Origin of the sequence: Geojedonia litorea, from assembly GCF_042654525.1 — a bacterium.
Classification (GTDB): domain Bacteria; phylum Bacteroidota; class Bacteroidia; order Flavobacteriales; family Flavobacteriaceae; genus Geojedonia; species Geojedonia litorea.
This window is the reverse complement of record NZ_JBHSGP010000005.1, coordinates 265,304-290,757: the sequence shown is the minus strand read 5'-3', so window position 1 is coordinate 290,757 and position 25,454 is coordinate 265,304. Positions and strand designations below refer to the sequence as shown.

Annotated in this window: 25 protein-coding genes; 7 read left to right on the top strand and 18 right to left on the bottom strand. The window is 34.7% G+C overall.

The features are described 5' to 3' along the window. Position 1 precedes the first annotated feature (1 nt). A complete protein-coding gene (nadC, locus tag ACFO5O_RS03300; RefSeq protein WP_387960934.1) occupies positions 2 to 859 on the bottom strand; it encodes a carboxylating nicotinate-nucleotide diphosphorylase in 858 nt (285 codons plus the stop codon). A gap of 90 nt (positions 860 to 949) precedes the next feature. Between nadC and rlmH the strand changes: the two genes are divergently transcribed. Beyond that, the gene (gene rlmH, locus ACFO5O_RS03295) at positions 950 to 1,423 is read left to right on the top strand and encodes a 23S rRNA (pseudouridine(1915)-N(3))-methyltransferase RlmH (RefSeq protein ID WP_387960932.1); all 474 of its coding nucleotides are present in this window, start codon (positions 950 to 952) and stop codon (positions 1,421 to 1,423) included. A 7-nt stretch (positions 1,424 to 1,430) separates the two neighbouring features. Here the strand turns inward: rlmH and ACFO5O_RS03290 are convergent, their stop codons facing one another. From ACFO5O_RS03290 to ACFO5O_RS03270, 5 genes are read right to left on the bottom strand one after another with little or no spacing between them, the layout of a single operon-like run. Next, complete coding sequence (locus ACFO5O_RS03290; protein WP_387960931.1) at positions 1,431 to 2,489, bottom strand: proline iminopeptidase-family hydrolase; 1,059 nt, start codon at positions 2,487 to 2,489, stop codon at positions 1,431 to 1,433. A gap of 46 nt (positions 2,490 to 2,535) precedes the next feature. Beyond that, on the bottom strand, positions 2,536 to 4,062 hold the full coding sequence (locus ACFO5O_RS03285) for a tetratricopeptide repeat protein (protein ID WP_387960929.1): 1,527 nt from the start codon (positions 4,060 to 4,062) through the stop codon (positions 2,536 to 2,538). A gap of 35 nt (positions 4,063 to 4,097) precedes the next feature. After that, on the bottom strand, positions 4,098 to 5,738 hold the full coding sequence (locus ACFO5O_RS03280; RefSeq protein WP_387960928.1) for an AMP-binding protein: 1,641 nt from the start codon (positions 5,736 to 5,738) through the stop codon (positions 4,098 to 4,100). Between the two features lie 40 nt (positions 5,739 to 5,778). After that, positions 5,779 to 7,176: a short-chain fatty acid transporter gene (locus ACFO5O_RS03275; RefSeq protein ID WP_387960926.1), complete on the bottom strand. Its 1,398-nt coding sequence runs from the start codon at positions 7,174 to 7,176 to the stop codon at positions 5,779 to 5,781. Positions 7,177 to 7,227: 51 nt separating this feature from the next. Next, positions 7,228 to 7,719, bottom strand: a complete 492-nt coding sequence (locus tag ACFO5O_RS03270) for an SGNH/GDSL hydrolase family protein (protein ID WP_387960924.1) — start codon at positions 7,717 to 7,719, stop codon at positions 7,228 to 7,230. 113 nt (positions 7,720 to 7,832) lie between these two features. Here ACFO5O_RS03270 and ACFO5O_RS03265 point away from each other — a divergent pair, with 113 nt between their 5' ends. Then, positions 7,833 to 8,405 carry a non-canonical purine NTP diphosphatase gene (locus tag ACFO5O_RS03265; protein WP_387960922.1) on the top strand — a complete coding sequence of 191 codons (573 nt, stop codon included), beginning with the start codon at positions 7,833 to 7,835 and terminating at the stop codon, positions 8,403 to 8,405. A 47-nt stretch (positions 8,406 to 8,452) separates the two neighbouring features. Here ACFO5O_RS03265 and ACFO5O_RS03260 read toward each other — a convergent pair whose 3' ends face one another. Together ACFO5O_RS03260 and ACFO5O_RS03255 are read right to left on the bottom strand one after the other, a co-directional pair. Continuing rightward, positions 8,453 to 9,184: a hypothetical protein gene (locus tag ACFO5O_RS03260; RefSeq protein WP_387960920.1), complete on the bottom strand. Its 732-nt coding sequence runs from the start codon at positions 9,182 to 9,184 to the stop codon at positions 8,453 to 8,455. A gap of 302 nt (positions 9,185 to 9,486) precedes the next feature. Next, positions 9,487 to 10,176, bottom strand: coding sequence for a hypothetical protein (locus ACFO5O_RS03255; protein ID WP_387960918.1), 690 nt, complete (start codon positions 10,174 to 10,176; stop codon positions 9,487 to 9,489). A gap of 386 nt (positions 10,177 to 10,562) precedes the next feature. On the opposite strand from ACFO5O_RS03255, the gene ACFO5O_RS03250 reads away from it, so the two are divergent. Further along, on the top strand, positions 10,563 to 12,389 hold the full coding sequence (locus ACFO5O_RS03250) for a DEAD/DEAH box helicase (RefSeq protein WP_387960916.1): 1,827 nt from the start codon (positions 10,563 to 10,565) through the stop codon (positions 12,387 to 12,389). Positions 12,390 to 12,521: 132 nt separating this feature from the next. Further along, complete coding sequence (locus tag ACFO5O_RS03245; RefSeq protein ID WP_387960914.1) at positions 12,522 to 13,301, top strand: carboxypeptidase-like regulatory domain-containing protein; 780 nt, start codon at positions 12,522 to 12,524, stop codon at positions 13,299 to 13,301. A gap of 10 nt (positions 13,302 to 13,311) precedes the next feature. Here ACFO5O_RS03245 and ACFO5O_RS03240 read toward each other — a convergent pair whose 3' ends face one another. From ACFO5O_RS03240 to ACFO5O_RS03225, 4 genes are read right to left on the bottom strand one after another with little or no spacing between them, the layout of a single operon-like run. Further along, positions 13,312 to 13,587: a VOC family protein gene (locus ACFO5O_RS03240; RefSeq protein WP_387960912.1), complete on the bottom strand. Its 276-nt coding sequence runs from the start codon at positions 13,585 to 13,587 to the stop codon at positions 13,312 to 13,314. 3 nt (positions 13,588 to 13,590) lie between these two features. Continuing rightward, complete coding sequence (locus ACFO5O_RS03235) at positions 13,591 to 13,686, bottom strand: VOC family protein (protein ID WP_387960910.1); 96 nt, start codon at positions 13,684 to 13,686, stop codon at positions 13,591 to 13,593. 11 nt (positions 13,687 to 13,697) lie between these two features. Beyond that, positions 13,698 to 14,222, bottom strand: a complete 525-nt coding sequence (locus tag ACFO5O_RS03230) for an SRPBCC family protein (RefSeq protein ID WP_387961001.1) — start codon at positions 14,220 to 14,222, stop codon at positions 13,698 to 13,700. Between the two features lie 43 nt (positions 14,223 to 14,265). Beyond that, positions 14,266 to 14,922 (bottom strand): TrmH family RNA methyltransferase, encoded by a 657-nt coding sequence (locus ACFO5O_RS03225; RefSeq protein ID WP_387960908.1) that lies wholly within the window; start codon positions 14,920 to 14,922, stop codon positions 14,266 to 14,268. A gap of 73 nt (positions 14,923 to 14,995) precedes the next feature. Between ACFO5O_RS03225 and ACFO5O_RS03220 the strand changes: the two genes are divergently transcribed. Beyond that, entirely contained in the window at positions 14,996 to 15,670 is a 675-nt protein-coding gene (locus tag ACFO5O_RS03220) for an SIR2 family NAD-dependent protein deacylase (protein ID WP_387960906.1), read from the top strand. 5 nt (positions 15,671 to 15,675) lie between these two features. Here ACFO5O_RS03220 and ACFO5O_RS03215 read toward each other — a convergent pair whose 3' ends face one another. The 6 genes from ACFO5O_RS03215 to ACFO5O_RS03190 all read right to left on the bottom strand — a co-directional run bounded on the left by ACFO5O_RS03215 (position 15,676) and on the right by ACFO5O_RS03190 (position 23,396). Beyond that, positions 15,676 to 18,960, bottom strand: a complete 3,285-nt coding sequence (locus ACFO5O_RS03215; protein WP_387960904.1) for an Ig-like domain-containing protein — start codon at positions 18,958 to 18,960, stop codon at positions 15,676 to 15,678. Between the two features lie 202 nt (positions 18,961 to 19,162). After that, positions 19,163 to 19,363, bottom strand: a complete 201-nt coding sequence (locus ACFO5O_RS03210; protein ID WP_387960902.1) for a helix-turn-helix transcriptional regulator — start codon at positions 19,361 to 19,363, stop codon at positions 19,163 to 19,165. Beyond that, complete coding sequence (locus tag ACFO5O_RS03205) at positions 19,363 to 19,809, bottom strand: hypothetical protein (RefSeq protein WP_387960900.1); 447 nt, start codon at positions 19,807 to 19,809, stop codon at positions 19,363 to 19,365. Before ACFO5O_RS03205 ends, ACFO5O_RS03210 begins: the two co-directional genes overlap by 1 nt. A gap of 108 nt (positions 19,810 to 19,917) precedes the next feature. Then, positions 19,918 to 21,555, bottom strand: a complete 1,638-nt coding sequence (locus ACFO5O_RS03200) for an ABC-F family ATP-binding cassette domain-containing protein (protein WP_387960898.1) — start codon at positions 21,553 to 21,555, stop codon at positions 19,918 to 19,920. A 63-nt stretch (positions 21,556 to 21,618) separates the two neighbouring features. Then, positions 21,619 to 22,851: a glycosyltransferase family 4 protein gene (locus ACFO5O_RS03195; protein WP_387960896.1), complete on the bottom strand. Its 1,233-nt coding sequence runs from the start codon at positions 22,849 to 22,851 to the stop codon at positions 21,619 to 21,621. A 71-nt stretch (positions 22,852 to 22,922) separates the two neighbouring features. Continuing rightward, on the bottom strand, positions 22,923 to 23,396 hold the full coding sequence (locus ACFO5O_RS03190) for a heme-binding domain-containing protein (protein ID WP_387960894.1): 474 nt from the start codon (positions 23,394 to 23,396) through the stop codon (positions 22,923 to 22,925). Positions 23,397 to 23,433: 37 nt separating this feature from the next. Here ACFO5O_RS03190 and ACFO5O_RS03185 point away from each other — a divergent pair, with 37 nt between their 5' ends. Together ACFO5O_RS03185 and purB are read left to right on the top strand one after the other, a co-directional pair. Continuing rightward, complete coding sequence (locus ACFO5O_RS03185; RefSeq protein WP_387960892.1) at positions 23,434 to 24,006, top strand: adenylosuccinate lyase; 573 nt, start codon at positions 23,434 to 23,436, stop codon at positions 24,004 to 24,006. 104 nt (positions 24,007 to 24,110) lie between these two features. Next, positions 24,111 to 25,454: an adenylosuccinate lyase gene (gene purB / locus ACFO5O_RS03180; protein ID WP_387960890.1), complete on the top strand. Its 1,344-nt coding sequence runs from the start codon at positions 24,111 to 24,113 to the stop codon at positions 25,452 to 25,454.

Genomic DNA, 25,454 nt, shown 5'->3' with positions numbered 1-25,454 from the left:
ACTAAACCGCTTTTAAACTCAAATCCATATTATAAACTGAATGTGTTAAGGCGCCTGACGAAATATAATCTACACCACAAAGCGCATACTCGCGAATGGTATGTTCATTAATCCCTCCTGAAGATTCAGTCAAACAAGTGTCACCAATCATTTTTACAGCCGTTTTGGTATCTTTATAGTTGAAGTTATCAATGAGAATCCTGTATATACCATCATTTTGTAAAATCTCTTCAATTTCCTGTAGATTTCTGGCCTCAACTATGATTTTTAAATCCCGATTAGTGTCCTTTAAATACTGCTTTGTTTTTTTGATGGCTTTGGTAATACCACCTGCAAAGTCAATGTGGTTGTCCTTTAACATAATCATGTCATACAAAGCAAAACGATGATTTTCGCCTCCACCAATCTTTACAGCCCATTTTTCTAAAGCACGAATCCCAGGTGTTGTTTTTCTGGTATCCAAAATTTTTGTTTTGGTACCTTCCAACAAATCCACAAAATATCTGGTTTTAGTAGCAATAGCACTCATACGCTGCATGGCGTTAAGCACCAAACGTTCAGCCTTTAAAATGGCTTGTGAAGGGCCTTCAACATAAAAAACTATGTCTCCAGGTCTTACCTGATGTCCATCATTGATAAACGTTTTGACTTTTAAACCTTTATCCACATGTTTGAAGACTTTTTTAGCAAATTCAACGCCTGCAATGATGCCGCTATCTTTCACCAACAGCTTGGCTTTACCCATAGCATCACTTGGTATACAAGCCAGAGAACTGTGGTCACCATCACCAACATCTTCCCTAATGGCATTTGCAATTATAAGGTCAATTTCGGTATTAAATTGGGCTTCTGAAATCATTTTATGCTATTTGATGTAAAAATAGGAATAGAAAATTAAAAAAAATGAAATTCTAAATTACAAATTCCAAAAAATCCTAACTTTGACCCTATGACCATTAAACTTCTTGCCATAGGTAAAACAGATAGTAAATCGCTTCAAACCTTGATTGATGATTACCAAAAACGTCTGGGATTTTATATAAAATTTGAATTTGAAATCATCCCTGATCTAAAAAAGGTCAAAAATTTAAGTGAAGACCAACAAAAACAAAAAGAAGGCGAATTGATTTTAAGCAAACTCAATGCCACGGACATCCTTGTTCTTTTAGATGAAAACGGAAAGCAAATGGATTCTGTTGGTTTTTCAAATTATCTACAAAAGCATATGAATTCCGGAATTAAACAATTGGTCTTTGTCATTGGCGGTCCCTACGGTTTTTCACAGGAAGTCTATAACAAAGCTCAAGGTAAACTCTCATTATCTAAAATGACATTTTCACATCAAATGGTACGGTTATTCGTCATAGAACAATTGTATAGAGGATTTACAATTTTACGCAATGAGCCTTATCACCATAGATAATTCGGAATTATTTATCAAAATCTCCAGAATCTACATCCTTGATAAATTTTATAAGACCGTTAAAAAAGTTTTTCTGGTCGTCATATTGTGACAAATGACTTCCTTTAGGACATAGTAAAAAGCGGCCATTTTGGACTTCACCAGACATCCACTCCATATATTTTGGATCCATCGTATCGTAAGTAGCTCCAATCACTAATGTAGGCACATTAATTTCTTTTAATCGATCCGAAACATCCCAACCTTTTAAGGAGGCACTGCCTGTAACACCAAATTCACTATACCCTTGCATAAAAATATAGATGTTGGGGTTTAAATGTTTAAATGCACGGTGGATGGATTCTGGCCAGTCTTCGAGTGGTATTCGTAATACATGTTCTGGATAATAATGCTGGGTGACTAATTCTGTGTATCTCGGATTTCCATAGTCTTCTGATTCTTCAAAGGCTTTAATTTCTTTATAAATTTCAGGTGGAAGTTGAGGCCCCAACACTTTGGCGGCATATTTTTCATATTCTGGAATACTAGCCATCATATTAGAAATAACTAACCCTTTTAAATTCTTTTGGTATTTTAAGGCATACTCCATGGCTAAAATACCACCCCAAGATTGACCATATAAATAAAAATTAGTTTCGTCCATATTTAGTGCTTTACGTACTTGTTCAACCTCTTCTACAAAATGCTCGGTAGTCCAAAGTGTTGAATCATTAGGTTGGTCACTATAATAAGAATCCAACTGATCGTAATACACATACTCAATCTCTTCATTTGGGAAATAGCCATCAAAACATTCAAAAAATTCATGGGTCCCTCCTGGACCACCATGAAGGAGTAGCACTTTCATTTTAGGATTGTTTCCAACACGTTTTGTCCAAACATTAAAGGTACCTTTTGAAGTTTCAATGGGAATCATCTTTATTCCACCGGTAAACTGATCGTCTGAATTGGAGTAATCAAAATAACCTGATTCTGTAGCCACTTGCGATTCTGACTGTTTCTCTGAATTGACACAACTTGCAACTAAAAAAATCAATGAAATAAGGGCGTAATGAAGTGTTTTCATAAGTTTAATTTAATTTTTCGTTTATAAAACTAATATTTTTTGGAATTTAAATTGAAGACATCGCTTGTTTTTTACCTTGAATTGCCTGCCTTCTGTTGGTTGCCATTTTTAAAGTGAGATCGTATTGAACAGCCGCTTCTTCTAATCGATTTTGGTTCAATAACCATTCGGCATACAATTCATGCGTTGGTTTTTGAATAACAGGTGGACCATAACTATAACTTAATTGACTTTCAATGGTAATTGATTCTTTTAGCCAATGCTCCGTTTCTTCAATATTGTTTTCTAGCCAAGAATTTAATGCTCTAAGTTGTGCAACCATCACCGAAGACTCATTAATGTTGCTTTGAGTTGGAATGCTTCTAGACGTACTCGAGCAAACGCTGTAACCGTCATTCATATAGTCTACCAACAAGGCTTCCTTTTTTATTTTTTGATCCATTGAATTAATGACTTCATTCAGTGTTTCCTTGTCTTTTGCAACAAATGCTTTATAACCTTCCAAAAACCGGTATTGGGACTGAACGGTAATATTTAAATCGGTAACGTCAACTTCAATATCAGCAATTGGGGAATTCCAATCGTTAGTTTCAATTAGATATGTTCCTTTTAAGAATACCATATGCACTCTACCTCTGGCTGAAGGCGTTTCATCGACATAGTTTTTAATATCTAAAACCATTTGCTTCGCTTTTTCGAATTCATTATTCTGCAAATAGCCATACTGTAACCAATGGAACGCATGATAACCTCTGGCATCATTACCAAGGTTTTTACGATCCATTCTATTTAAACTGGCCTGATAAGAATCAATATTAGAGTTTATAACCCTATCCCACATACCTAATGCAACATAAATATGTGACGGCATATGCAGGGCATGACTTGCATCAGGAGCCACCTTTGCATACGCATTAGCAGCATCAAAAGCCAATTTAGCATGTTCGGGGTCATCATAGGAATGAATTAAATAATGAAGTGCTCCAGGATGTTCTGGGTTGCTTTTTAAAACCTTTTTGGCAACTTCGGCGCCTAAACCATAAATGGAATCATTTCTACCTTCAGCAACTGAACCTAGCAGTGACAATGCATAAAATGCTGCTACCTCATTATTATCAGGGTATTTTTCATGAAGGCTTTTCATAAAATTCATATACGCCTTGTCTCTATCATTTTTTGAAGTTTTAGGCGTATAAAGCACTTTTACAGCTTCTAAAAAATCCATTTCAATTTCAGATAAATCCTTTAAATGCTTCATATTTTCAAGCTTTTGCACTACGGTAAAGCCTGCTTCATAATCTTGTTCGCTCCAAATACTGTGATTATAGGTCATGGCTTCGCCCCAATAAGCCATAGCCATTTTTGGATCTATCTCCTGTGCTTTCTTAAAAGCTTCCTTTGCGTCTTCATATTCAAAACTATGAAGTAATAAAAGTCCTTCCTCAAAGTGCGGTTGAGCTACTTTATTCCCATAAACTTTAAAATTTACAGTTCCTAAATTATTGGTCTTATTTTCTTGATGCTTACAGGAAACAAAGGCGACCATAAGCAGGATTAAAATTAGATTTTTCATATTAAAGATTTTTATGATAAAGGATTCAGACTTATTTATTCAAAAATGACGTTCTCTTTTAGATTAAACCATGATTCATAGTAGGGTTGGTGAATTTTCTCAATGGCATTTCGTTTTAATTTTAAAGAAGGCGTTGTTAGTCCATTGGCAACAGTCCATTCCTCCTTCATGACCACGATTTTTTCAATTTTTTCATGTTTTGCCAGATTTGGATTAACGTTGGAAACCGTCTGAAACAAACTTTTAGACAAGCTTTCTTTCGATTTGGATTTCCCAGATTCAGATAAGGTTACCAGAGCAATGGGTTGTGGAATACCAGTTCCTACTACACATATCTGCTCAATATCAGAATTTTTAGAAATGGATAGTTCAATTAATGACGGAGAAATATATTTACCCTTATCGGTTTTAAATTGATCTTTTACTCGCCCTGTAATGGTTAAAAATCCATCATGATCAAACTCACCAATATCTCCAGTCTTTAAGTAGCCTTCTTCATCAAACATTGATGCCGTTAATTCAGGGTTTTTATAATAGCCTTTCATCAAACACTTATTCTTAACGCATATCTCACCTTCTGGTGACAACTTTGCTTGAGCTTCAGACAGTGTTTTACCTACAGTTCCTATTTTATTGTCATTTGGTAAATTAAAATGAGATACGCAACAATCTTCGGTCATTCCATAACCTTGTAAAATAATAATATCAAGTTTTTTGAACCACTCAACCAAGCTATCAGCAATTGGAGCAGCTGCCGAAACAATAAAAATAGCACTTTTTAATCCTAATTTTTGTTTGAGTTTGTTTTTAACCATACTATTGACAATTGGTATCATTAATAAGGTGTTTAATTTCTTTTGAGGTATCGAGGTCAGGATTTTTTCTTTAAACTTTGCCCAAATTCTCGGAACAGCAAAAAAGAAATGAGGTTGGCAATGTTCTAAATCTTTAGCAAAAGTTGCCATGGAATCTGAAAAATAGATGGTTGAGCCCAATACATATCCATTGTTACAAATAGCGCGCTCGGCTACATGGGCAAGAGGCAAATAAGAAAATTGTCTTGATTTAGGTGGCATTTTAATTAAATTCACCAGAGCTTTACCGCTTACAGTAAAATTATTAACGGTGTGCATGACACCTTTAGGGTCTCCTGTTGTTCCTGAAGTGTATATAATAGTGTGTAAATCATCAGAGTTTGGTAACGGGATATCTTGTAAAGGTTGATGAGTATTTTGCAAATCTTCCCATAACTGTCCTTCTTTACCCCCATATAGACCAATACTAATTTTTGGAATATTAGGAATGCCATTTTTTTGAGATTCAAAATCATCCAATTTACCAATAATTACAGCTTTAGACTCACTATGCACAAGTATCTGTTCGATTGAGTTAGCATTTAAAGTTGGGTAAATTGGAATCGAAACACATCCTGCCATCATAATAGCTAAATCTGCAATAATCCATTGCGAACAGTTTTTTGAAAGTAATGCCACATGATCTCCACTATTTAAACCTAAACTTTTTAAAGCCGAGGCTAATTTTCTGGCTTCTTGTCCAGCTTCAGCATAGGTATGGGTTATAATTTTACCACTTATTGGTTGATGTAAAAATACTTGATTGGGTTCATGTGATTCCCAATAGAGAAAAGCTTCTATTGGAGATTTAAAATTTTGCATCTTGTTGGTTTATAGTTTTAAAGATAACAAAATAATCAGTCTAAATTGGCACATACACTAACAACAATGAGTGTATTATAAAAAATATTATAAATGGTAATACTAAATATCCCATGATGTCCCTGGCTTGTAATTTTACACCGACAGCCATAACTGGAAGTACAATTAAAAGGAAAAATGGTTGTAAAAGATTAGTTAAAGTTTCTCCATAAGCAACAGCCAATGAAGCTCTAGATATCATCGCATTAATTTCTGCCTCTGAAAGTCCAGCACCTAATTCTTGGATTGCATTAATAATGCTAGGACCCACAACGGCAAACTCCCCTCCAGCCGAAGGAATGGCAAAATTAATGATGCCTCCCGTTAAATAACAATAAAATGGATAGGAATCAATAGTAGCAACAGAAGCCATTAATTCAGCCAACCTTTCACCCAAACCTGTATAAAGCATGATCCCCATAATACCGGCATAAAAGGGATATTGAAATATTATCCCAGAAATATTACTACATGATCGCTTCATTGAAACCACATAACGCATAGGGGTTTTATGCAAAAACATACCAACAATTAAAAAAATAAAAATCATGATGTTAAGATTCAGATCAAACCCTTTCATTGTGAAATGATACGCAATGTAGGTTAACCCCATAAGTATAATTAGCAATTGAAGTAAGCTACTATTATTAAAGGTATCTGATAGTGCTTTAAAAGGTAATTTAAAACTATCCGCTTCTTGTTTAACCGTTAGCTCTTGATCTATACTTTTAGATTCTAACAAATTAGAAAGCTCTTTATTATTCGATGATTTTGGTGCTAATAAAAGTATGATTATAGGCGCAATTAGTACGTTTACAGAAATCATTATCAGATTTAATGATGAGCCTAAAGTCATTGAGGTGGGAATAATACCTGATATTACGCCACTTTCAATCAGAAAATTTTTGTCGGTGTTTAACAATAATGGAATTGAACTCGACAATCCTGTAACCCAACTCATACCTGAAAAATAAACAATAGCAATTAAAAATGGGTAATTTATACCTTTAACCCGTATTGCCAGTTCTCTTGCCAACACACATGTAATTACTTGCCAACCCCAACTCACCATTGACAGAAGCATTCCTATTAGTACAACAAAAAAATAAACATGATTAGGCTTATGGATGTATTTCGTTAACCTGTCAATGATATTTTTTGCCAAAGGTGATAGAGCAATACTGAAACCCGTAGTGAGTATTAACACCATCTGCATGCCAAAAGCAAGTAAATCGAAAAATCCATCGTACCAGCCTGAAATAATGTTTATTGGTGTTACATCTAGCCAAATAAACGTTACAAGAGCTGTAATAAAAGTTAAAATTATGGCAAACACGAAAGCGTTTGGCATATATTTTAAATAAATACGAGTGAATTTCTCTCCTAATTTGTTAATCATGGTTGGTTGATAATCATATAAATATAGACAAAACAGTAGTTGATTCCGTTTTTATTTCAAAGTAGTTGCTATTCCCGCTTCAACTAGCGGCTCCATAATTGAATATCCCAAGGCATTTGGATGCACGCCATCGGTTCCTAATTCTGTCTTCAAGCCATTTTTACTATTGACCATAGCCGAAAAATAATCAACATAAACTAAAGTATTTTCTTTGGCATACCACTGCATTAACTTGTTAAGTTTGATCACTTTCTCTGCCGGCTTTAATTCAATGACGTCTTGGCGGAAACGCAATAGCATTTGAGGCGTTGTTTGTCCACTAATTCCTCTATTAACATAGGGTTTCCCTTCAAAAAATTCAGGTCTAATATTTGACCAACCTTCAGTAATGGAGTTTCCCATAAAAACTACACGCTGTAATGTATCATAGGTAGATAATTTGGAATTTGCTTCTTGAAAGCGTTTTAAATTTGCCCAATCTTGAGAAAACGACATTTCAGTGCTAAAAAACAATAAAATCAAAAGGAGTAGATAGTCTTTCAAAGTAAAGGTTTTCGGTAACCGATGAATTTCAAATTAAATTACCACTTGACCAAGTTAAGTTATTTTTTTGGTTAAGTCAATAAGTAGTAATTTTGAGTCCTAATACTAATCCCATGCAACTGGTTTTCGCCACTAACAATCAGAATAAGCTAAAAGAGGTTCAATCTTTAATTCCTAATCACATAAGCCTATTAAGTTTAAGCGATATTGGTTGTTTTGAAGATATTCCCGAAACACAGCCCACAATTGAAGGAAACGCTATTCAAAAAGCTGAATACGTTAAAGCTAATTATGGCTATGATTGTTTTGCTGATGATACTGGTTTAGAGGTTGAGCATTTAAATGGTGCTCCAGGCGTTTTTTCAGCACGATATGCTGGGGAACAAAAAGACTCAAATGCAAACATGACCTTATTACTCCAAAATTTACAACACACAACCAATCGCGCGGCACAATTTAAAACGGTAATTGCTTTAAATCTTAATGGTAAAACCCAGACGTTTACAGGCATCTGTAAAGGTGAGATTACTGATAACAAGCATGGAAATGAAGGTTTTGGTTATGACCCCATTTTTCAACCTTTAGGTTATCAGCAGACCTTTGCCGAAATGACTATGGAAGTTAAAAACAAAATCAGTCATCGGGGAATAGCGTTAACTAAACTTGTTAAGTTCTTAACAAAATAAAGATGCCTTAAGAATAAACAAGGCATCTTTCATTAATATAAAACTGTTTATTCTAAACCTATGATTTTAAATATGCGACCTAATTCCTGATCGTTATTGTCTCTAAAAATACTCACTAGTTTTATGTTTTTAGTATTATTAGCATCATAGCACTCTCCCTCTCCAGTTTCAGGATTTGTTAAAACAAATGAATCATTAACTCTTGCACTTAATTGTAAGTTATTTGACGTCATAGCTTCAGGTCCATTTGGAAAATACATAGGGCCAAAACCAAAATCTAATACATCATAAGGTGCGATCACATTTATTTGCAAATGACCAATTTTTTTATCATCGCAAATATTAGAATACATAATATCTCCAGTGAACAGATTTGAAATCTCTACACCAGGTCGTTTTACATTTGCAGTAAATTGAGCCCTGTTTTCATCAAACACTTTTACATCAATCAGAGGTTCCGGAAAATCAACGTCGTTAAGATCATAAACTAATACAAGATAAGGGAATGCAACTATGCCTACGAAGTTAGAAAAAGCTCCGCCCCCTTCTACAAAAACGACACCGTTGCCATTAGAATTACTTGACCTACTGTTATAAAATTTTGATTCTTTTGATTTAGTTTTTAAATACGATGTAAAATCGCTGTTAGTGATTAAATCTGTTACAACTTTAGAATGGGAAAAACTAAGGTTAGGTTCTTGAATGGATTCAGTCTCACTTGTACTGCATCCAAAGAAAAATAATGCCATAAGTGACATTAGCATTACATGTTTTTTCATAATTGGCTGGTTTTAAATTAATTAAATAATAGCACCTAACATGTAAGAAAAATTAATGCAAAATTTAGGGAAGAAGCGCACAATCAAATATAGCTGCTTGATTAATAGCGCAGTAACTATTTCTTAAGTTACTAATTTCATGTGCTTTGAAAGAAAATTATTAATTATTTTCGACGAAAAGCTTAATTCACATGATAAATGCTATAAACTAATAACCCACAGATAATCAAACACTTGATTACTTTATTATAGTTTTAAACTTATAATGCAAATAAAAGCACTGGTAAAATTCTTTAAAGGAACTATTTCACATTTAAATTAAATAGATTTTCTGAAGTTTCTTTTTTGTTATTCCATTTTTGAACAAACGTCAAATTAATAATTTTCTCCAGAACAGAATTTTCTCTACAATATGATGAACCAATATTTGAATCATAGGTTTCAGCATCATTGAGAACAAAATTCTTGACTTTGGCAATTAAAGGTGTTTTGTGTGGCTCAGTAAATGAATATACGGTACCCCATGGTTGCTCAACAACTTTTACTTCCCCATTATAATCAAGGTTAAAATAGCCCATATGTTTCTGGAAACAACTATTATTATACTCCCCTTGTTGTGTGTCAGTCCAAAAACCCCAAGGTCCTTCCAATTCCAATGAAAATGAGGCTGTACCATTAGGGTGCATTTTTAAATTAGCATCAGACTTACGCGTAGAAATAACAAAAAACCCAGCATCATAACTAAAAATATAGAAATTAAAAACCGGGGTTTGTACTATTCTAAAGGCATTTGTTCCGCTATTACTCGCTCTCGAAGCTTCAAAAGCACTTTTATTAGCATCCGTATTAAAATAGTCACTCTGGGTGATCTCTTTAGCCATTAGCATCATAGCATCATCATTATATGATTCTAAAGTAGTTTCAGGTTCAAAAGGAGTACAGGTTAATACAATAAGTGCAAGAAGAGCTAAAATGATCGTAATATTTTTCATAATAGGGGCTTTTTTAAATTTTAATGTCATACATACTAGCTAAATCTTCATCATGAAAAAATTAATAACTATTTATTTGTTTTTTGTAATGCCAACTGTTATCACACACACAACACCCTCATAATAAAATTATTAGCTAAATTAAAAGTACTGTAATTTTAATATTTATCATTTACAAATTCCATAAATTCGATAAAATGCAGGTAATTTTTAACCAAATTATTTAATATCAAATAAATAACTATCTTTGCCGACTGAAACTCGAAACGGATTTGGGTTTCATATTCCTCAGGGTGAGGATGTGTTACGTGAAGTTTAGGTTTAAGTATGTCGATTCGCTTCTATTGTAACACTACAGAACATAATCGAATACTTATTTACACCGAATGAACACATTCAAAGAGTTAGGTCTTAATAACGACCTATTGCAGGCTATTACTGATTTAGGGTTTGAAACCCCAAGTGAAGTTCAAGACAAAGCCATTCCAATTTTATTAAACGAAGACACAGACCTTGTAGCATTAGCACAAACTGGAACAGGTAAAACAGCCGCTTTTGGTTTTCCAATGTTGCAAAAAATCAATGTTGAAAGCAGAACTACTCAAGGATTAATACTTTCACCAACCCGAGAACTTTGTTTACAGATTACTAATGAAATGAAACTTTACGGCAAACACCTAAAAGGTCTTAATGTCGTAGCCATTTATGGAGGAGCAAGTATTACTGAACAAGCCCGAGAAGTAAAACGTGGCGCTCAAATTATTGTAGCCACCCCTGGCCGTATGAAAGACATGATTAGCCGTAATTTGGTTGATATCTCTAAAATTGAATATTCAGTTTTAGATGAGGCCGATGAAATGCTTAATATGGGCTTTTTTGAAGACATTACAGATATATTGTCTCATACACCAAAAGACAAAAACACATGGCTATTTTCGGCTACAATGCCTAAAGAGGTATCTGTAATCGCTAAAAAATTCATGAATAATCCTATTGAAATTACCGTAGGAAACAAAAATGAAAGTACAAGCCAAGTCTCTCATGAATACTATTTAGTGAGTTCACGAGACCGTTATCAGGCCTTAAAGCGTTTAGCAGATGCTAATCCAGACATATTTTCGGTAATATTTTGCCGTACCAAACGCGATACTCAAAAAGTAGCAGAACAACTAATTGAAGATGGTTACAGTGCAGGAGCCCTTCATGGCGATTTAAGTCAAAACCAAAGAGATTTGGTTATGAAATCATTTAGAAACCAACAAATTCAAATGCTAGTAGCTACCGACGTAGCTGCTCGTGGTATTGATGTAGATGATATTACCCATGTTATCAATTATCAGCTCCCAGACGAAATTGAAACCTACACCCACCGAAGTGGCCGTACAGGTCGTGCCGGAAAAACTGGTGTATCAATGGTTATTGTTTCAAAAAGTGAAGTTAGAAAGATAAAAAGTATTGAACGCATTATTAAAAAAGACTTTGTAAAAAAGGAAATTCCTGATGGAATGGAAATTTGCGAAGTACAATTAATGTCATTGGCAAACAAGGTGCATAATACCGAAATCAACCATGAAATTGACAAGTATTTAAATAGTATTAATACGTTGTTTGAAGATACTTCCAAAGAAGAATTAATAAAGAAATTCTTTTCAGTTGAATTTACTCGTTTTTACAACTATTATCAAAAATCTAAGAACCTTAATGTAGAAGATTCTAGAAGTGGAGACAGAGATAGTGGTAAAGATTACAGCAGCAACGCTAATGATACACGATATTTCATCAATGTTGGCCGTAAAGATGGTTACGACTGGATGAAACTAAAAGACTTTTTAAAGGAAGTATTAAGTCTTGGAAGAGACGATGTATTTAAAGTAGATGTCAAAGAAAGCTTTTCGTTTTTTACAACTGATGCTGCATTAACCGATCAAGTCCTTGCATTTTTTACAGATTTTAAACACGATGGTCGTTTTGTGAATGTAGAAGTAAGCAGTGATAAAGGTGGTGGAAACCGTGGTGGTAAACGTAAATCTGGAGGAAGAAAAAGTTATGATAAACCAAGATCAGATAGACGTTCTAGTTCACGTAGTGGTGGTGGCAACCGAAGCGAACGCAGAGGCTCATCTGGCGAATCCAAACCAAGACGCTCTAACTCTCAATTTAGTGCATCTTCTTCTGGTTCCGATAGACCTAGACGCTCGAGAAGACGAAATTAAACTTATACAAAAGCCTTTAAAAAATATTTAAAGGCTTTTTAATTAAACGCTCTTGTTAATTTTAAGTCAAAGTTTAAACCAAAAACACGTATTTATTTTTTGTTTACTACTTTTATACCTTAATAAAATTCTATGAAAAGCACGTACGTATTCATTTTACTATGCTTTGTATCCATTTTTGGTTTTGCACAAGAAGTAACAACAGTAAAAGGAATTGTTATAAGTACTACAACTAATGAGCCTCTCGAGAGTGTGAATATAGTTAACCTTAATCAGGTAAAAGGAACTTCTACTGATGATAAAGGTGCTTTCGAAATAATAGCGAAGGCAAACGACACCTTACATTTTTCATATTTAGGTTACAAATCCATTAAAGTTAGGGTTACCAACGACTGGTTGAAATTTGGTGCAACACAAATTGAAATGACTGAATTGGCACTTGCATTAGAAGAAGTTGTAGTTAATCAATTACGATTAACAGGTTATTTAGAGGTTGATGTTAAACAGGTGCCTTTACAAAGTAATTACAGGTACAGTATTTCGGGACTTTCAAATAAAGGATATGAAGGCGGGGATCGATCGCCAAATGCAGTGAGTAAAGTATTGGGCGCCGTATTTAATCCAGCCGATTTTTTATATAACATGTTTGGCAAAAAACCAAATGAATTACGTAAGCTTAAACAAATGAAAAAAGACGATCAGATTAGAAATCAACTTGCTTCAAGATTTGATCGTGAAATGCTAATGGTATTGTTAGAAGTAGATCGTTACGATTTGGATGAAATCATCAACCAATGTAATTATTCAAGAGATTTTATTGAAACTGCGAACGACCTTCAGGTGTTAGATGCTATTAGTGAATGCTATGAAGAATACAAAGTATTGAGCCGTAGTAAATCGAATAGATTTTAAAAAACTCCCATTATTTCATAGAGTGCAAGGCTACCCTATTCCCTTCAGAATCAATAAATACCCCCATATAGCCATAATCTGGTGATATCTGTTTTTTGGCCTGTATAATCTTCCCTCCAGCAACCTCAATTCTTCCTAGTTCATCCTTTAAATCAACACAAGAAAAATATAATAACGCACCTTCCTTACTAGGGATATAGGTCTCTTGTTTTACCAAAGATCCAGGAGAACCATATACCTCTCCTCGACTAGGAAACCATCCCATTAATAATTCTCCAAAATCCACCACCTAGATTTCAATTTGAAAAACCGCTTCATAAAAGGCTTTGGCCCGTTCCATGTCACTCACAGGAATTTCAAACCAACCTACCATATTTGTTTTCATTTTTATTTAATTTAATGTTCCAAAACTTCTTTTAAACTTGTAAGTCCTTCATCAAAATCTTTTCCTACTGCTTTTTCGAAATTAAAAAAGAGCATAAAAATATTAAACGGAACAGGATTATTGCCTGAAAATCCCCATTCTACTTTCGTAGTATTATTTCCTAAATCATTAACTATTAAATACCCATTTGAGGTTGATTTCCATGGTTTTAGAAATCGTAATTCGGTATCAATTCTTTCATTGGGAACAATATTAATTATTTCTTGCTCTCCAGTACCAACATTTTTATTTCCTTCCCATTTAGAGATAAATCCAACTTCTCCATCAGTGCCCAAAAATTCTTGCTTCATGTCAGGATCTTTTTTCTTCCAAGGCGACCAGTCATTTTGCTTCTTGATGTGTTTCAAATATTCAAAAACATCTACCAGAGGCCGATTTATTTCAATACTTCTACTAACATCATAAGTTTTAGGGGCTACATAGGCTAGAATCGCGATTAAAATAGCAAGCCCGATAACGATATATAAAATGATCATCATAATTCGAGAGATTTTATTAGGCTATTAAAATTACGAAAAATTAAAGCAACTGATTATATCTATTCACTATTTCGTCATAGCTTTTCAAAGTTTTTTGGATCCAATCTAATTTCTTTACAAGCTGCTCATCCTCTGAAAGTTGCCATTGAATATCCGTTTGTTTCAATTTAGTAGTCACTTGTTGTAATATGATTGCTGCGCTTACTGAAATGTTTAGACTTTCAGTAAAACCAGACATAGGAATTTTCAAAAAACAATCTGCTGCGTTTAAAACTTCGTCCGACAATCCTTCTGTTTCACGACCGAAGAAAAAACATGATTTTTTAGTAACATCAAACTCATGTAACAGGCATTCGTTAGTATGTGGCGTGGTAGCAACGATTTGATACCCCTTACTTTTTAAGTCATCAATACATGATTTTACGGAATTGAATCGATGTAAATCTACCCACTTTTGAGCTCCCATCGCAATTTCCCTATCAATGCGTTTGGTATTTCGTTCTTCTATTATACGTACATCCTGAATACCAAAAACATCACAAGACCTAATCACCGCACTGGTGTTATGGAGTTGGTATACGTCCTCGGTGGCGACGGTGAAATGTCGTGTTCGTTGTGATAAAACATGATTGAAACGCTGCTTTCGGCTTTCAGTAAGAAACGATTCTAGATAGTTTAAAAGTTTTAATTCAATCATGCCTCTAAAATATAAAAAGAATGGCAGTACAATTAAATTTGTTTGACAAAAACACAAAACCTATTTTTAATGTATGAAAAAACATATTGTGGTACTTACGGGTGCTGGAATGAGTGCCGAAAGTGGACTAAAAACTTTTAGGGATGCTGATGGTCTTTGGGAAGGTCATAGTGTTACTGATGTAGCAACACCCGAAGCATTTGATAGAAATCCAGAATTAGTGTTGGAGTTTTACAATCAACGTCGAAGACAATTACTGGAAGTTGAACCCAATAGTGCCCATTATGAACTTGCCAATCTTGAAAACAAATTCAAGGTCACCATTATCACTCAAAATGTAGATGATTTACATGAACGGGCAGGAAGTTCCAATGTCATTCATTTACATGGTGAATTATTAAAAGCCCGTAACGTGGTTGATGAATATTCTGTGATGGATTGGAAAACCGATATAAATTTAGGAGACAGTTGCCCAAATGGCTATCAATTACGCCCACATATTGTTTGGTTTGGTGAAGCAGTACCTATGATTCCGAAAGCTATATCTATATGCGAAACTGCAGATGTACTGCTCATTATTGGCACCTCCATGCAAGTGTATCCTGCTGCTAGTTTGATGCACTATGTAAGGCCCGAAACCAAAATTTATTTTATAGACCCAAGACCAGCCATACAAAGTAGCAACCAAATCACAGTCATTACCGCAACTGCAACTCAAGGCATCCATAAAGCCATCAAACTTTTATAAAAACATTATCGTTTTAAGGTAAAATGGCCTCTGTATGTACTCACTTGTCCATTAATGTCAATAAGTTCGGCCAAAAACCAATAATCTGAAGTTTCCATAATTTGTCCATTAAAGGCTCCATTCCAGCCTTGACCTTTTGGATTAATTTGCTTTAATAGTTTGCCATACCTATCATAAATATAAACCGAAGATTGTTGCGAATATTCATTACCCAATCCTTCAAGGTTCCATGTATCATTAAACCCATCGTTATTTGGAGTAAAAAATTTTGGGAATCCCATTATAAATACTTCTAATGCTACAATACCACAGCCATTTCGGTCTTGAACATAGATGGTATGTTTACCGGCCCTGACATGATCAAAAAACGGTTCAGATTGGAATGCTCCAGGACTATTGAAATCCAAGGCAAACTCATAATCTCCAATGCCGAGATTAGTTGTATCAATCGTAATGGAATTGTTATCTGAAAGTTGAACTACGGTCACATCATTCAAATCTAGTGTTGCAATGGCCGATTCAACAACATTAAACGAAACAGGAAATGAATCACAACCGTAACTCGAAGTCGCAATTACGGTATAAGTTCCTCCAGAATTAACTGTTGCAGTTGGTAAATTACTCACGACCGAACCATTATCATCTTTCCATTCATAACTGTAATTACCATCAGGATTATAAGTGTAAAGTGTAATTGGCTGTTGATTTAAACAATAAATTGCATTTTGATCGACTTGAAAATTGGGTCGTGGCCGAACGATTAAAGTCAAATGCGGACCAATTCCAAAGCAATCCCCATTATCGTCACTTTCAACACGAACATAAATGGTCTGTGAATATGGTGTATCATTTCTATAAGTAGTTGCAGGTACAATTTCATTTTGTTCTAATTGAGCATCAGTTAAATTCCTATAGTAATGTACACTTAAATTCTGTCCCGATGGAAATTGTGCTATAAACTGGTTTGATGCCGTAGTCAAATCAAATTGATATTGACCATCATTAGTATCATCGTCATCACATTCCTCTATAGTTTGCATATATCCCGGTATAAACGAGGTTGTGGAAACTTGTAAGTTAAGGGTGGAAACTCTAAAACATCCATTTACATCTTCAACCCTAACATATACAGTGTTAGAAGTAGCGTTATTGAATGGTGACGGATTAACAGTATTTGTTTTTGAGTTGGCATCGGCATTTGACAAATAAAAAGTGATTTCGAAGTTCGAAGAATTGTTATTTGTAATTGAAGCATTAGCTTCGTTCAAATTGAAATCCGTAAATCCGTCCGGAACGCCATCTTCATCACAGTTTTTCAGAATAACCGAAGTGTTAATCACAGGCAGAGTATCAACTTGAATCAAAAATGACGTATCTGAATAACAAGAATTATCAAGTTTATTCTCAATCCGCACATAAATTGTTTGATTATTTTGAACCGTGTTCACAAACGCATTTGGGTTTGCTATTTGATTTGAGTATCCAGCATCGGTAAAATAATTCACTTGAAAATCAGTATTTGAGTTACCGTTCAATAGTATAGACTCGTTCAAAGTGAGATCAAATTCAGTAAAACCATTAGTATCATCACCATCCAAAGCAGAATCACAGGATTTTAGCATTGGTATTTCTGATGGCTGAACTGGGATTACTGTTTCATATACAACGACATCTACTGCCAATCTTGTTGCACTTTCACAACCAAATTCAGTTTGTGAAGCATAGTAGGTTTTAGAGATTAATGCTTCAGAAGAAGCTAAAGGTGTTCCTCCTGAAGCAGCCTCATACCATGAAATAGAATTTCCTGATGCTGTTAAATCACCAATGGTTGCATTATCAATATCACAAAACGTCTGTAAATTACTTCCAGTAGGCGCTGTAGTTTTTTGAACCGTTAGAGCCACGGCAGTGCGCGATGATGAGGTACAACCGTTTGAAATAGCATCAACATAATAAGTTGTTGTATCTGTTATCGAAGGCGTTGTAAATGAGCTACCTGTCGCAATTAAAGCGCCTCCAACCATACTATCATACCAATTAATGACCCCTAAATTAGCAGTCGCCATTAAAACTCCAGAACCACTATCACATATGGTAGCAGGGCTTACCGAAGTGATCGTTGGGATTTCATTAATAGTTGCAGTTACTGGTGTTCTGGCACCTTCTATACATCCATTAACCGAAGCTAGTGTATAATACGTTGTAGTAGAATTAATTGTAGGTGTTGTAAAAGTAGAACCGGTTGCTAATTGCATGCCACCCGTTGGCACATCAAACCAAATTACGTTTCCAGCGCTCGCATTTGCTCCCAAATTCACGCTACCGGGACCGCAATTTGAAGCTTCAGTTATAGTGTCGATTGAAGGAACTTTAATTTTTGTGCTTGCAGAGATATCAACAACAGGATCATTTGGCATACCTCCATATTCAACAATATAGCCTTGAGGAAAATAATCGCCTCCACCACCTTGATTGGGCAAATCGTTCCATGACCCAGGATTACCAACATTAAAAGTAACATGTACGTAATCTTCGCCTCCACAACAATTGTTAGGTTCGTTGGTATTCCAATTAGCAAAATTTGGAGTAGATCCGTTAATTCCACCATTCCAAAAGATGGTTCCGGCCTCGGGGCCAGTTACCCATCGCCATACACCTTCAACAGCCTCATCAGTACCGCCGAGCCAGCCTGCACCTCCCGCTTGTTCTCCAGATAATTGTGCCTCTTCAACTGAACTTATGGTCGCTAAATACCCTTGCAATCCATAATACGATCGCGCCGCTGCAGCCGTTCTAGCATTTGTCCAAGTAATTCCTGAAGCAGGAACATATTCATAATAATGCCCAGTAGAAGGCAAGTAGTTGGCGTCACCAATTGTGAAGGAAAAAAACTTTTCACCTGAAACGGATGCTGAAGAGCTACTAAACACAACATCTTTAACAGCTGCAATTAAATCGGTATATAGCATTGAAGCCCCTCCTACACCATTCATGGTAAGTTTTCCTGTAGTAGCATTCCAGGTAGTTTGAACGTTGGGATGACTGCCTGTTAATATTAATTGATCTAGACCACTCTCGTACCCAGTTGAAATCTGGATATTTAATTCATCGATTTCATTATCATCCGGGTCAACAATATCAAAATCACTAACTATTTTAATTTGACTTAACGGACAATAAAACTGGTCTCCAATAGCATTAAGATTTGGAGGCACATTATTTTGCGCGTAGGTAATCAATAGATTAAAAAGTCCTAGAGCGAGTAAAAATTTACCAATTTTAAAGTTCAATGGAGTTCTATTTAAAAAAATGAGATTTTAAAAATAGACAATTAATGTTTGATATTCGATGTCTAATCGATGAATTGAAGATTCTTCATCTAAATAGCACAGTTTTATATTTAAACTAACATATCTATAAAATTTAACCCTAAACTGCTATAAAACCAAAACTGTGATTTCAATTAGATAAAAAACAACCCATATAATAAGCCTAATCATTTTCAGTTAATTTAAAAAAATCGTTAACAGGCTTATTAAATACTGCTGAAAGTTTTAAAGCTAATACCGTTGAGGGTACATACCTATTAGCTTCAATAGAATTGATAGTTTGTCTTGAAACTCCTATTTTTTGTGCTAATTCATCCTGAGTAATGTCTAGAATAGCTCTTTCAATTTTAATTCGATTTTCCATTATCGAGTTCGTTTTAAAAGTTCAAAAAACATCACTTGAATCAATAGCATAAATAGTAACACCTGTACATAACCTATATCTTTAGGAGTTTCCTTTTCAACCAAAATTAAATCAACAACATAGTTAACAAGGGGTTGTAGCATTGTATATACCACACTTATAATAAATGCCAGAGCATAGGATTTAGACCTTAAAGTTTCAATCAATTCGTCTTCAATTTTTTCTCTAGAAAGCGATATTACAAGTAAGCCAATGAGCATTCCTTGCCTTAATAGTGGCCTTACCCAATCAGGGTTGTCTTGAGTGAATTTAATAATGGTAAGCCCAATAAAACTTAAGAGTACAACTGCTAAACCAATTGATTTATAAAGATGAGGTAATTGGACTTTATTTAAAAATCGCTCTAATTTGGTGCGTTCACAGGCTTCTAATTTATGTAATTTCATGACAAGTATATTTATTATTTAGACAAATTTTCTTTACTATATGACAAATATACTTTACATTATGTAAATAACAAAATATGACATCATTTTTTTAATTTGATAATCATTTTACTTTTTTAAATCGATTTGCTTTAAATTCTCAATTCTATTTCTAACAAGGAAATCATCAATTGTCTCAAAATGCTCTATGACACGTTGATCTTTAAACTCAAACACCTTTTGTGATAGACCTTGCAAAAAGTCCCTATCATGCGAAACTAGGATAAGTGTTCCGTCAAAATCAAGTAAGGCTTCTTTTAAAACGTCTTTAGATTTTAGGTCTAAATGGTTAGTTGGCTCATCAAGAATAAGCAAATTTACGGGCTCCAGTAATAATTTTACCATTGCCAACCGCGTCTTTTCACCACCAGACAACACACTGACTTTTTTATCAATATCGTCACCTTTGAACATAAATCGTCCAAGAATATTTTTGATTTGTGTTCGGATATCCCCTTCAGCAACTTCATCAACCGTTTGAAAAATGGTCAAGCCTTCATCGAGCAAAGCCGCCTGATTTTGGGCAAAATACCCCACTTTTACATTATGTCCGAGTTGGCAATGGCCTTGAAAATCTATTTCTCCCATGATGGCCTTGATCATGGTCGATTTCCCTTCACCATTACGTCCAACAAAAGAGACTTTTTCGCCTCTGGAAATGGACATATTCGCGTTTTTAAACACCACCTTATCATCGTAGGATTTTGATAAATCTTTAACAGTAACCGGATAATCACCTGAACGAATTGAAGGCGGAAAACGAAGCTTCAATGCCGAGGTATCTATCTCATCAACTTCAATAATTTCAAGTTTTTCCAACATACGCTCTCTTGAGTTGACTTGATTGGTTTTGGAGTAAGTGCCTTTAAAACGTTCGATAAATGCTGTGGTATCTGCAATAAACTTTTGCTGTTCCTGATAAGCTTTTAACTGATGTATGCGTCTATCTTCACGTAATTGAAGGTAATGCGAATAATTAGCTTTGTAATCATAGATTCTACCCATAGTCACTTCTATGGTTCTGTTTGTAATATTATCGATAAATGCCTTATCATGCGAAATGACCATTACGGCATTTGCCTTGTTGACCAAAAAATCTTCTAACCAAATCACAGACTCAATATCGATATGATTTGTAGGCTCATCTAAAAGAATTAAATCCGGTTTTTGTAATAAAATTTTTGCCAATTCAATACGCATTCTATAACCTCCGCTAAACTCACTTGTTAAACGTTCGAAATCACTACGCTTAAAACCTAAACCCACGAGTGCTTTTTCAACTTCGGCATCGTAGTTAATATCTTCTAAAGCGTAGTATTTTTCACCTAAATCAGATACATCTTGAATGATTTTCATGTAGTCATCAGAATCATAATCCGTTCTGGTTTCCAAGGCTTTGTTAAGGTGCTCAATTTCATCTCGCATCTCAAAAATATGGGTAAAGGCTTTGGAAGCTTCCTCAAAAACAGTACAATTATCTTCAGTTAGTAAATGCTGTGGTAAATAAGCAATAACCGTATCTTTAGGAAAACGAACTAGACCTTTAGTTGCTTTTTGCTCACCAGCAATAATTTTCATCATTGTTGATTTTCCGGCTCCATTTTTCCCCATTAAAGCTATTTTATCATTTGGATTGATGGTAAAGGACACATTACTGAATAAGGTTTGACCACCAAACTCTACTGCTAAATTATCAACTGAAATCATATACTTATTTTAAGGCTGCAAAGCTATGAAAAAGAAGTCTTTTGCAAACAAATAATGCGGAGATTACTTATTCTTTTCTTCTATCCATTTAGAAAGATATTTGGTGCTTTGCATGCGATGATGTAAAAGCATTTGCCCAGTAAAATTATTAAGTCGATTTTTATCCAAATGTTGGCTTATTTCGTCAATTTGCAAATGAAGATTTTTATGAAAAAAGTCTTTTTGAAAGCGTTCATTCATTATTTTGAATCCGTTTTTTTGCTTTTTCTCCCATAACGAAGCATTAGTATACAATTCAACGGCTTTCAGTGCGAAGTCTTCTGGATTGTCGGTAATAATCCCATTGGGTTCTATTGTTCCGAACATACCTTCGGCAGCAACAGAAGTCATGACACAAGGTGTCCCATTTTGCATGGCATCAATAAGTTTTCCTTTTAATCCGGCTCCAAATTGCAATGGTGCCAAACAAATTTTTGCTTCATTCATGACTCGATTTACATCATCAGCAAATCCTTTCACTAAAAATCCATTCTTTGGATCGTTTAATTGAGTGACTTTTTGTGACCCATAGGCACCATACATATGAAGTTGGGCATATGGTAATCGCTTTCTAATTAATGGCCAAATGGTTTCTTTTAGATATAGTACAGCATTGTAATTAGGTTGGTGCAAAAAATTACCGATGGAAATAAAGTCGATTCTTTTTTCAAAATCGTTTAGCGTTTTTAATTGTGATTCATTGATTTTATTGAGCATAAAAGGAATATACAACACTAAAGATTTAGGAACTTTAAAAACATTTTGTAATAATTCCATTTCAGCTTCAGAAATTATTAAGCTCAAATCACACCTGTAAATGGAGGCAATTTCACGTTTTGCTGTATCATTTAGCAAATAGGAATTATTGAAGGCTGCACCTTCTTTATAAGCCAGTGCTCTACCCTTTCTTAGGCCGTGTAAATCTTCGGTATCTAAAATTCTAATAGCGTTTGGACACTGTTGAGCCACACGCCAACCAAATTGCTCTTCAATAAGAAATCGGTCAAATAATACAACACTAGGTTTGAGATTGGTAATAAACTCATCAAAACTAGAATTGTTGAGTTCTATTACTACTTGAGAAACTCCCATCGCAGATAAATCAAAAGCGTTATCAGTTTTGGCGCAGGCGCTTGCAAAAGTAATGTGATAACTAGCTTCTATAAAGCTCGAAATTAATTGCATCATTCGAGACCCAGCCGCAGAGCTTTTTGGTTCAGGCCAAACAAAGCCTATGATAAGTAATTTTTTAGACATAGAAGATGGCACTCAAATTGTGATTAAAATCCATTTGAGTATGAAACTTATAACTGTTTTAAAAATAGACTCTACTCAACTTCAGATTCTATACTGTATTTGATGCGTACCATTTTAGCCCAAGTTACCACACTATTAATTTGATCTTCGGTTAGTCGAGCTTCCTTATGAGCCCAAGTATAGGATTCTAATGGCATGGTCTTGGCTTCAACCATTTCGATTAATTCTTCCAGTTTATGATCCTTTTTCTTGATGGAATATTCGTCCCATTTAGACACATCAAAATGTCCCTTACCATGCTTGATATGATCGGCTAACCAGTAATTTACCGGCGTAATGTTATTATACCAAGGATAGCGTGTCACACTACTATGGCAATCAAAGCAGCTTTCTTTTAAAATCATCTTAACATCATCTGGTGGAGCTGTTTCTGCTAAAAAAGGCTCGATTGAAGTCATTTCGCCTTCATTTTTTTCTGGGCCAAAAAATTGTGCAACGACAAATACAAAGAGCAAGAACACAAGAATTTTTTTGATAAGTTTCATTTTGATTAATTTTAGAATTTAAAAATAAGAAAATCCTTTGACTACAGAACAACTCTACGATAAATTAAGTGTCATGTCGGCCTTGCGTGAGCAGCGTCTACAAAATGCACAATTAATTGTCGATCAACCTGATCTTATTCCGAAGTTATTGGATATCGTGTTTTTGGTTGACGACGAGGTTTCATGTCGTGCCGCTTGGGTCTTAGAATTTGTATGCACAATAAATCTTGAACTCATTTACCCACATTTAAATCGCTATTTTAATGAACTACAACGCATTCATTTAGATTCTGCTGTGCGTCCAGTTGCTAAAATATGTGAACTATTAACCAAAGCTTACTATTCTAAAAAGGACCATTCTCTGCAAAGCATATTAACTAGACATCACAAAGAAAAAATAGTTGAATGTTGTTTTGATTGGCTGATTAATGATGAAAAAATTGCACCAAAGGCCTTTGCCATGACTTCCCTTTATTTAATTGGTCAAGATATAGATTGGATACATCCCGAATTGGAACAAATTCTAAAACGGGATTTTCATCAACAAAGTGCAGGCTTTAAAGCTCGTGCCAAACAAATTTTAAATAAGATTGGTAAGTATAGAAATTAAGTTAGTGCATTTTCAAATAGTTGGAAAAATCACAAAAAACGTAAATTCTAAATCGTCTATCCACAATCAAATTCTTATCTTTGCAACTTCAAAAAACACAATACATGTCGGTATCATCGCTCAATGCCATCTCACCAATTGATGGACGTTATAGATCTAAAGTTGAAACATTAGCACCTTATTTTTCAGAAGAAGCTCTAATTAAATATAGAGTTCGGGTTGAAGTTGAATATTTTATTTCGCTTTGCGAGCTTCCTTTACCTCAACTTTCAGGATTTAACAACTCTTTTTTTGAGGAATTAAGAGCGATTTATAAAAACTTTTCTTCAGAAGATGCTTTAAAAATTAAGGCCATTGAAAACATTACCAACCATGATGTAAAAGCTGTTGAGTATTTTATCAAGGAACAGTTTGATGCTCTTAATATTTCGGAATATAAGGAGTTTATACATTTTGGTTTAACTTCTCAAGATATTAATAATACGGCTATTCCTTTAAGCATTAAAGAGGCTCTCAATGACATTTATATCCCAGAGTATCACATTCTTCTAAACAAGCTTAAAGATTTAGCGACCGAATGGGCGAATATCCCAATGTTGGCAAGAACCCATGGTCAGCCAGCTTCTCCAACGCGCTTAGGTAAAGAAATAGAAGTATTTGTAGTGAGACTTGAAGAGCAATTTAATTTGCTTAATGATATCCCAAGTGCAGCTAAATTTGGTGGTGCAACTGGTAATTTCAACGCACATAAAGTGGCATATCCAGAGGTTGATTGGAAAGGTTTTGGTAGTGGTTTTGTTCAAGAAAAATTAGGCTTACACCATTCGTTCCCAACCACACAAATTGAGCACTATGATCATATGGCCGCGTTGTTTGATACTCTCAAACGCATTAATACCATTATTTTAGATTTAGATCGCGATTTCTGGACTTACGTTTCTATGGATTATTTTAAACAAAAAATAAAAAAAGGAGAAGTAGGAAGTAGTGCCATGCCCCACAAAGTAAACCCAATTGATTTTGAAAATTCTGAAGGAAATCTAGGCATAGCAAATGCGTTATTTGAACATTTATCTGCTAAATTACCTATATCAAGGTTGCAACGCGATTTGACCGATAGCACGGTTTTAAGAAATGTAGGTGTTCCTTTTGCTCATACTGTAATTGCTTTTAAATCTACTTTAAAAGGATTGAATAAATTACTTTTAAATGAACCCAAGTTTGCTGAAGACCTTGAACAAAATTGGGCAGTTGTAGCTGAAGCTATCCAAACTATATTACGTCGTGAAGGGTATCCAAACCCTTATGAAGCCTTAAAAGGATTGACTAGGACTAACGAAAAGATCACGCAACAATCTATTTCAAATTTTATTGATACTTTAGAAGTCTCCAATGGTATAAAAAATGAACTAAAAGCTATTACACCAAGTAACTATACAGGGATATAA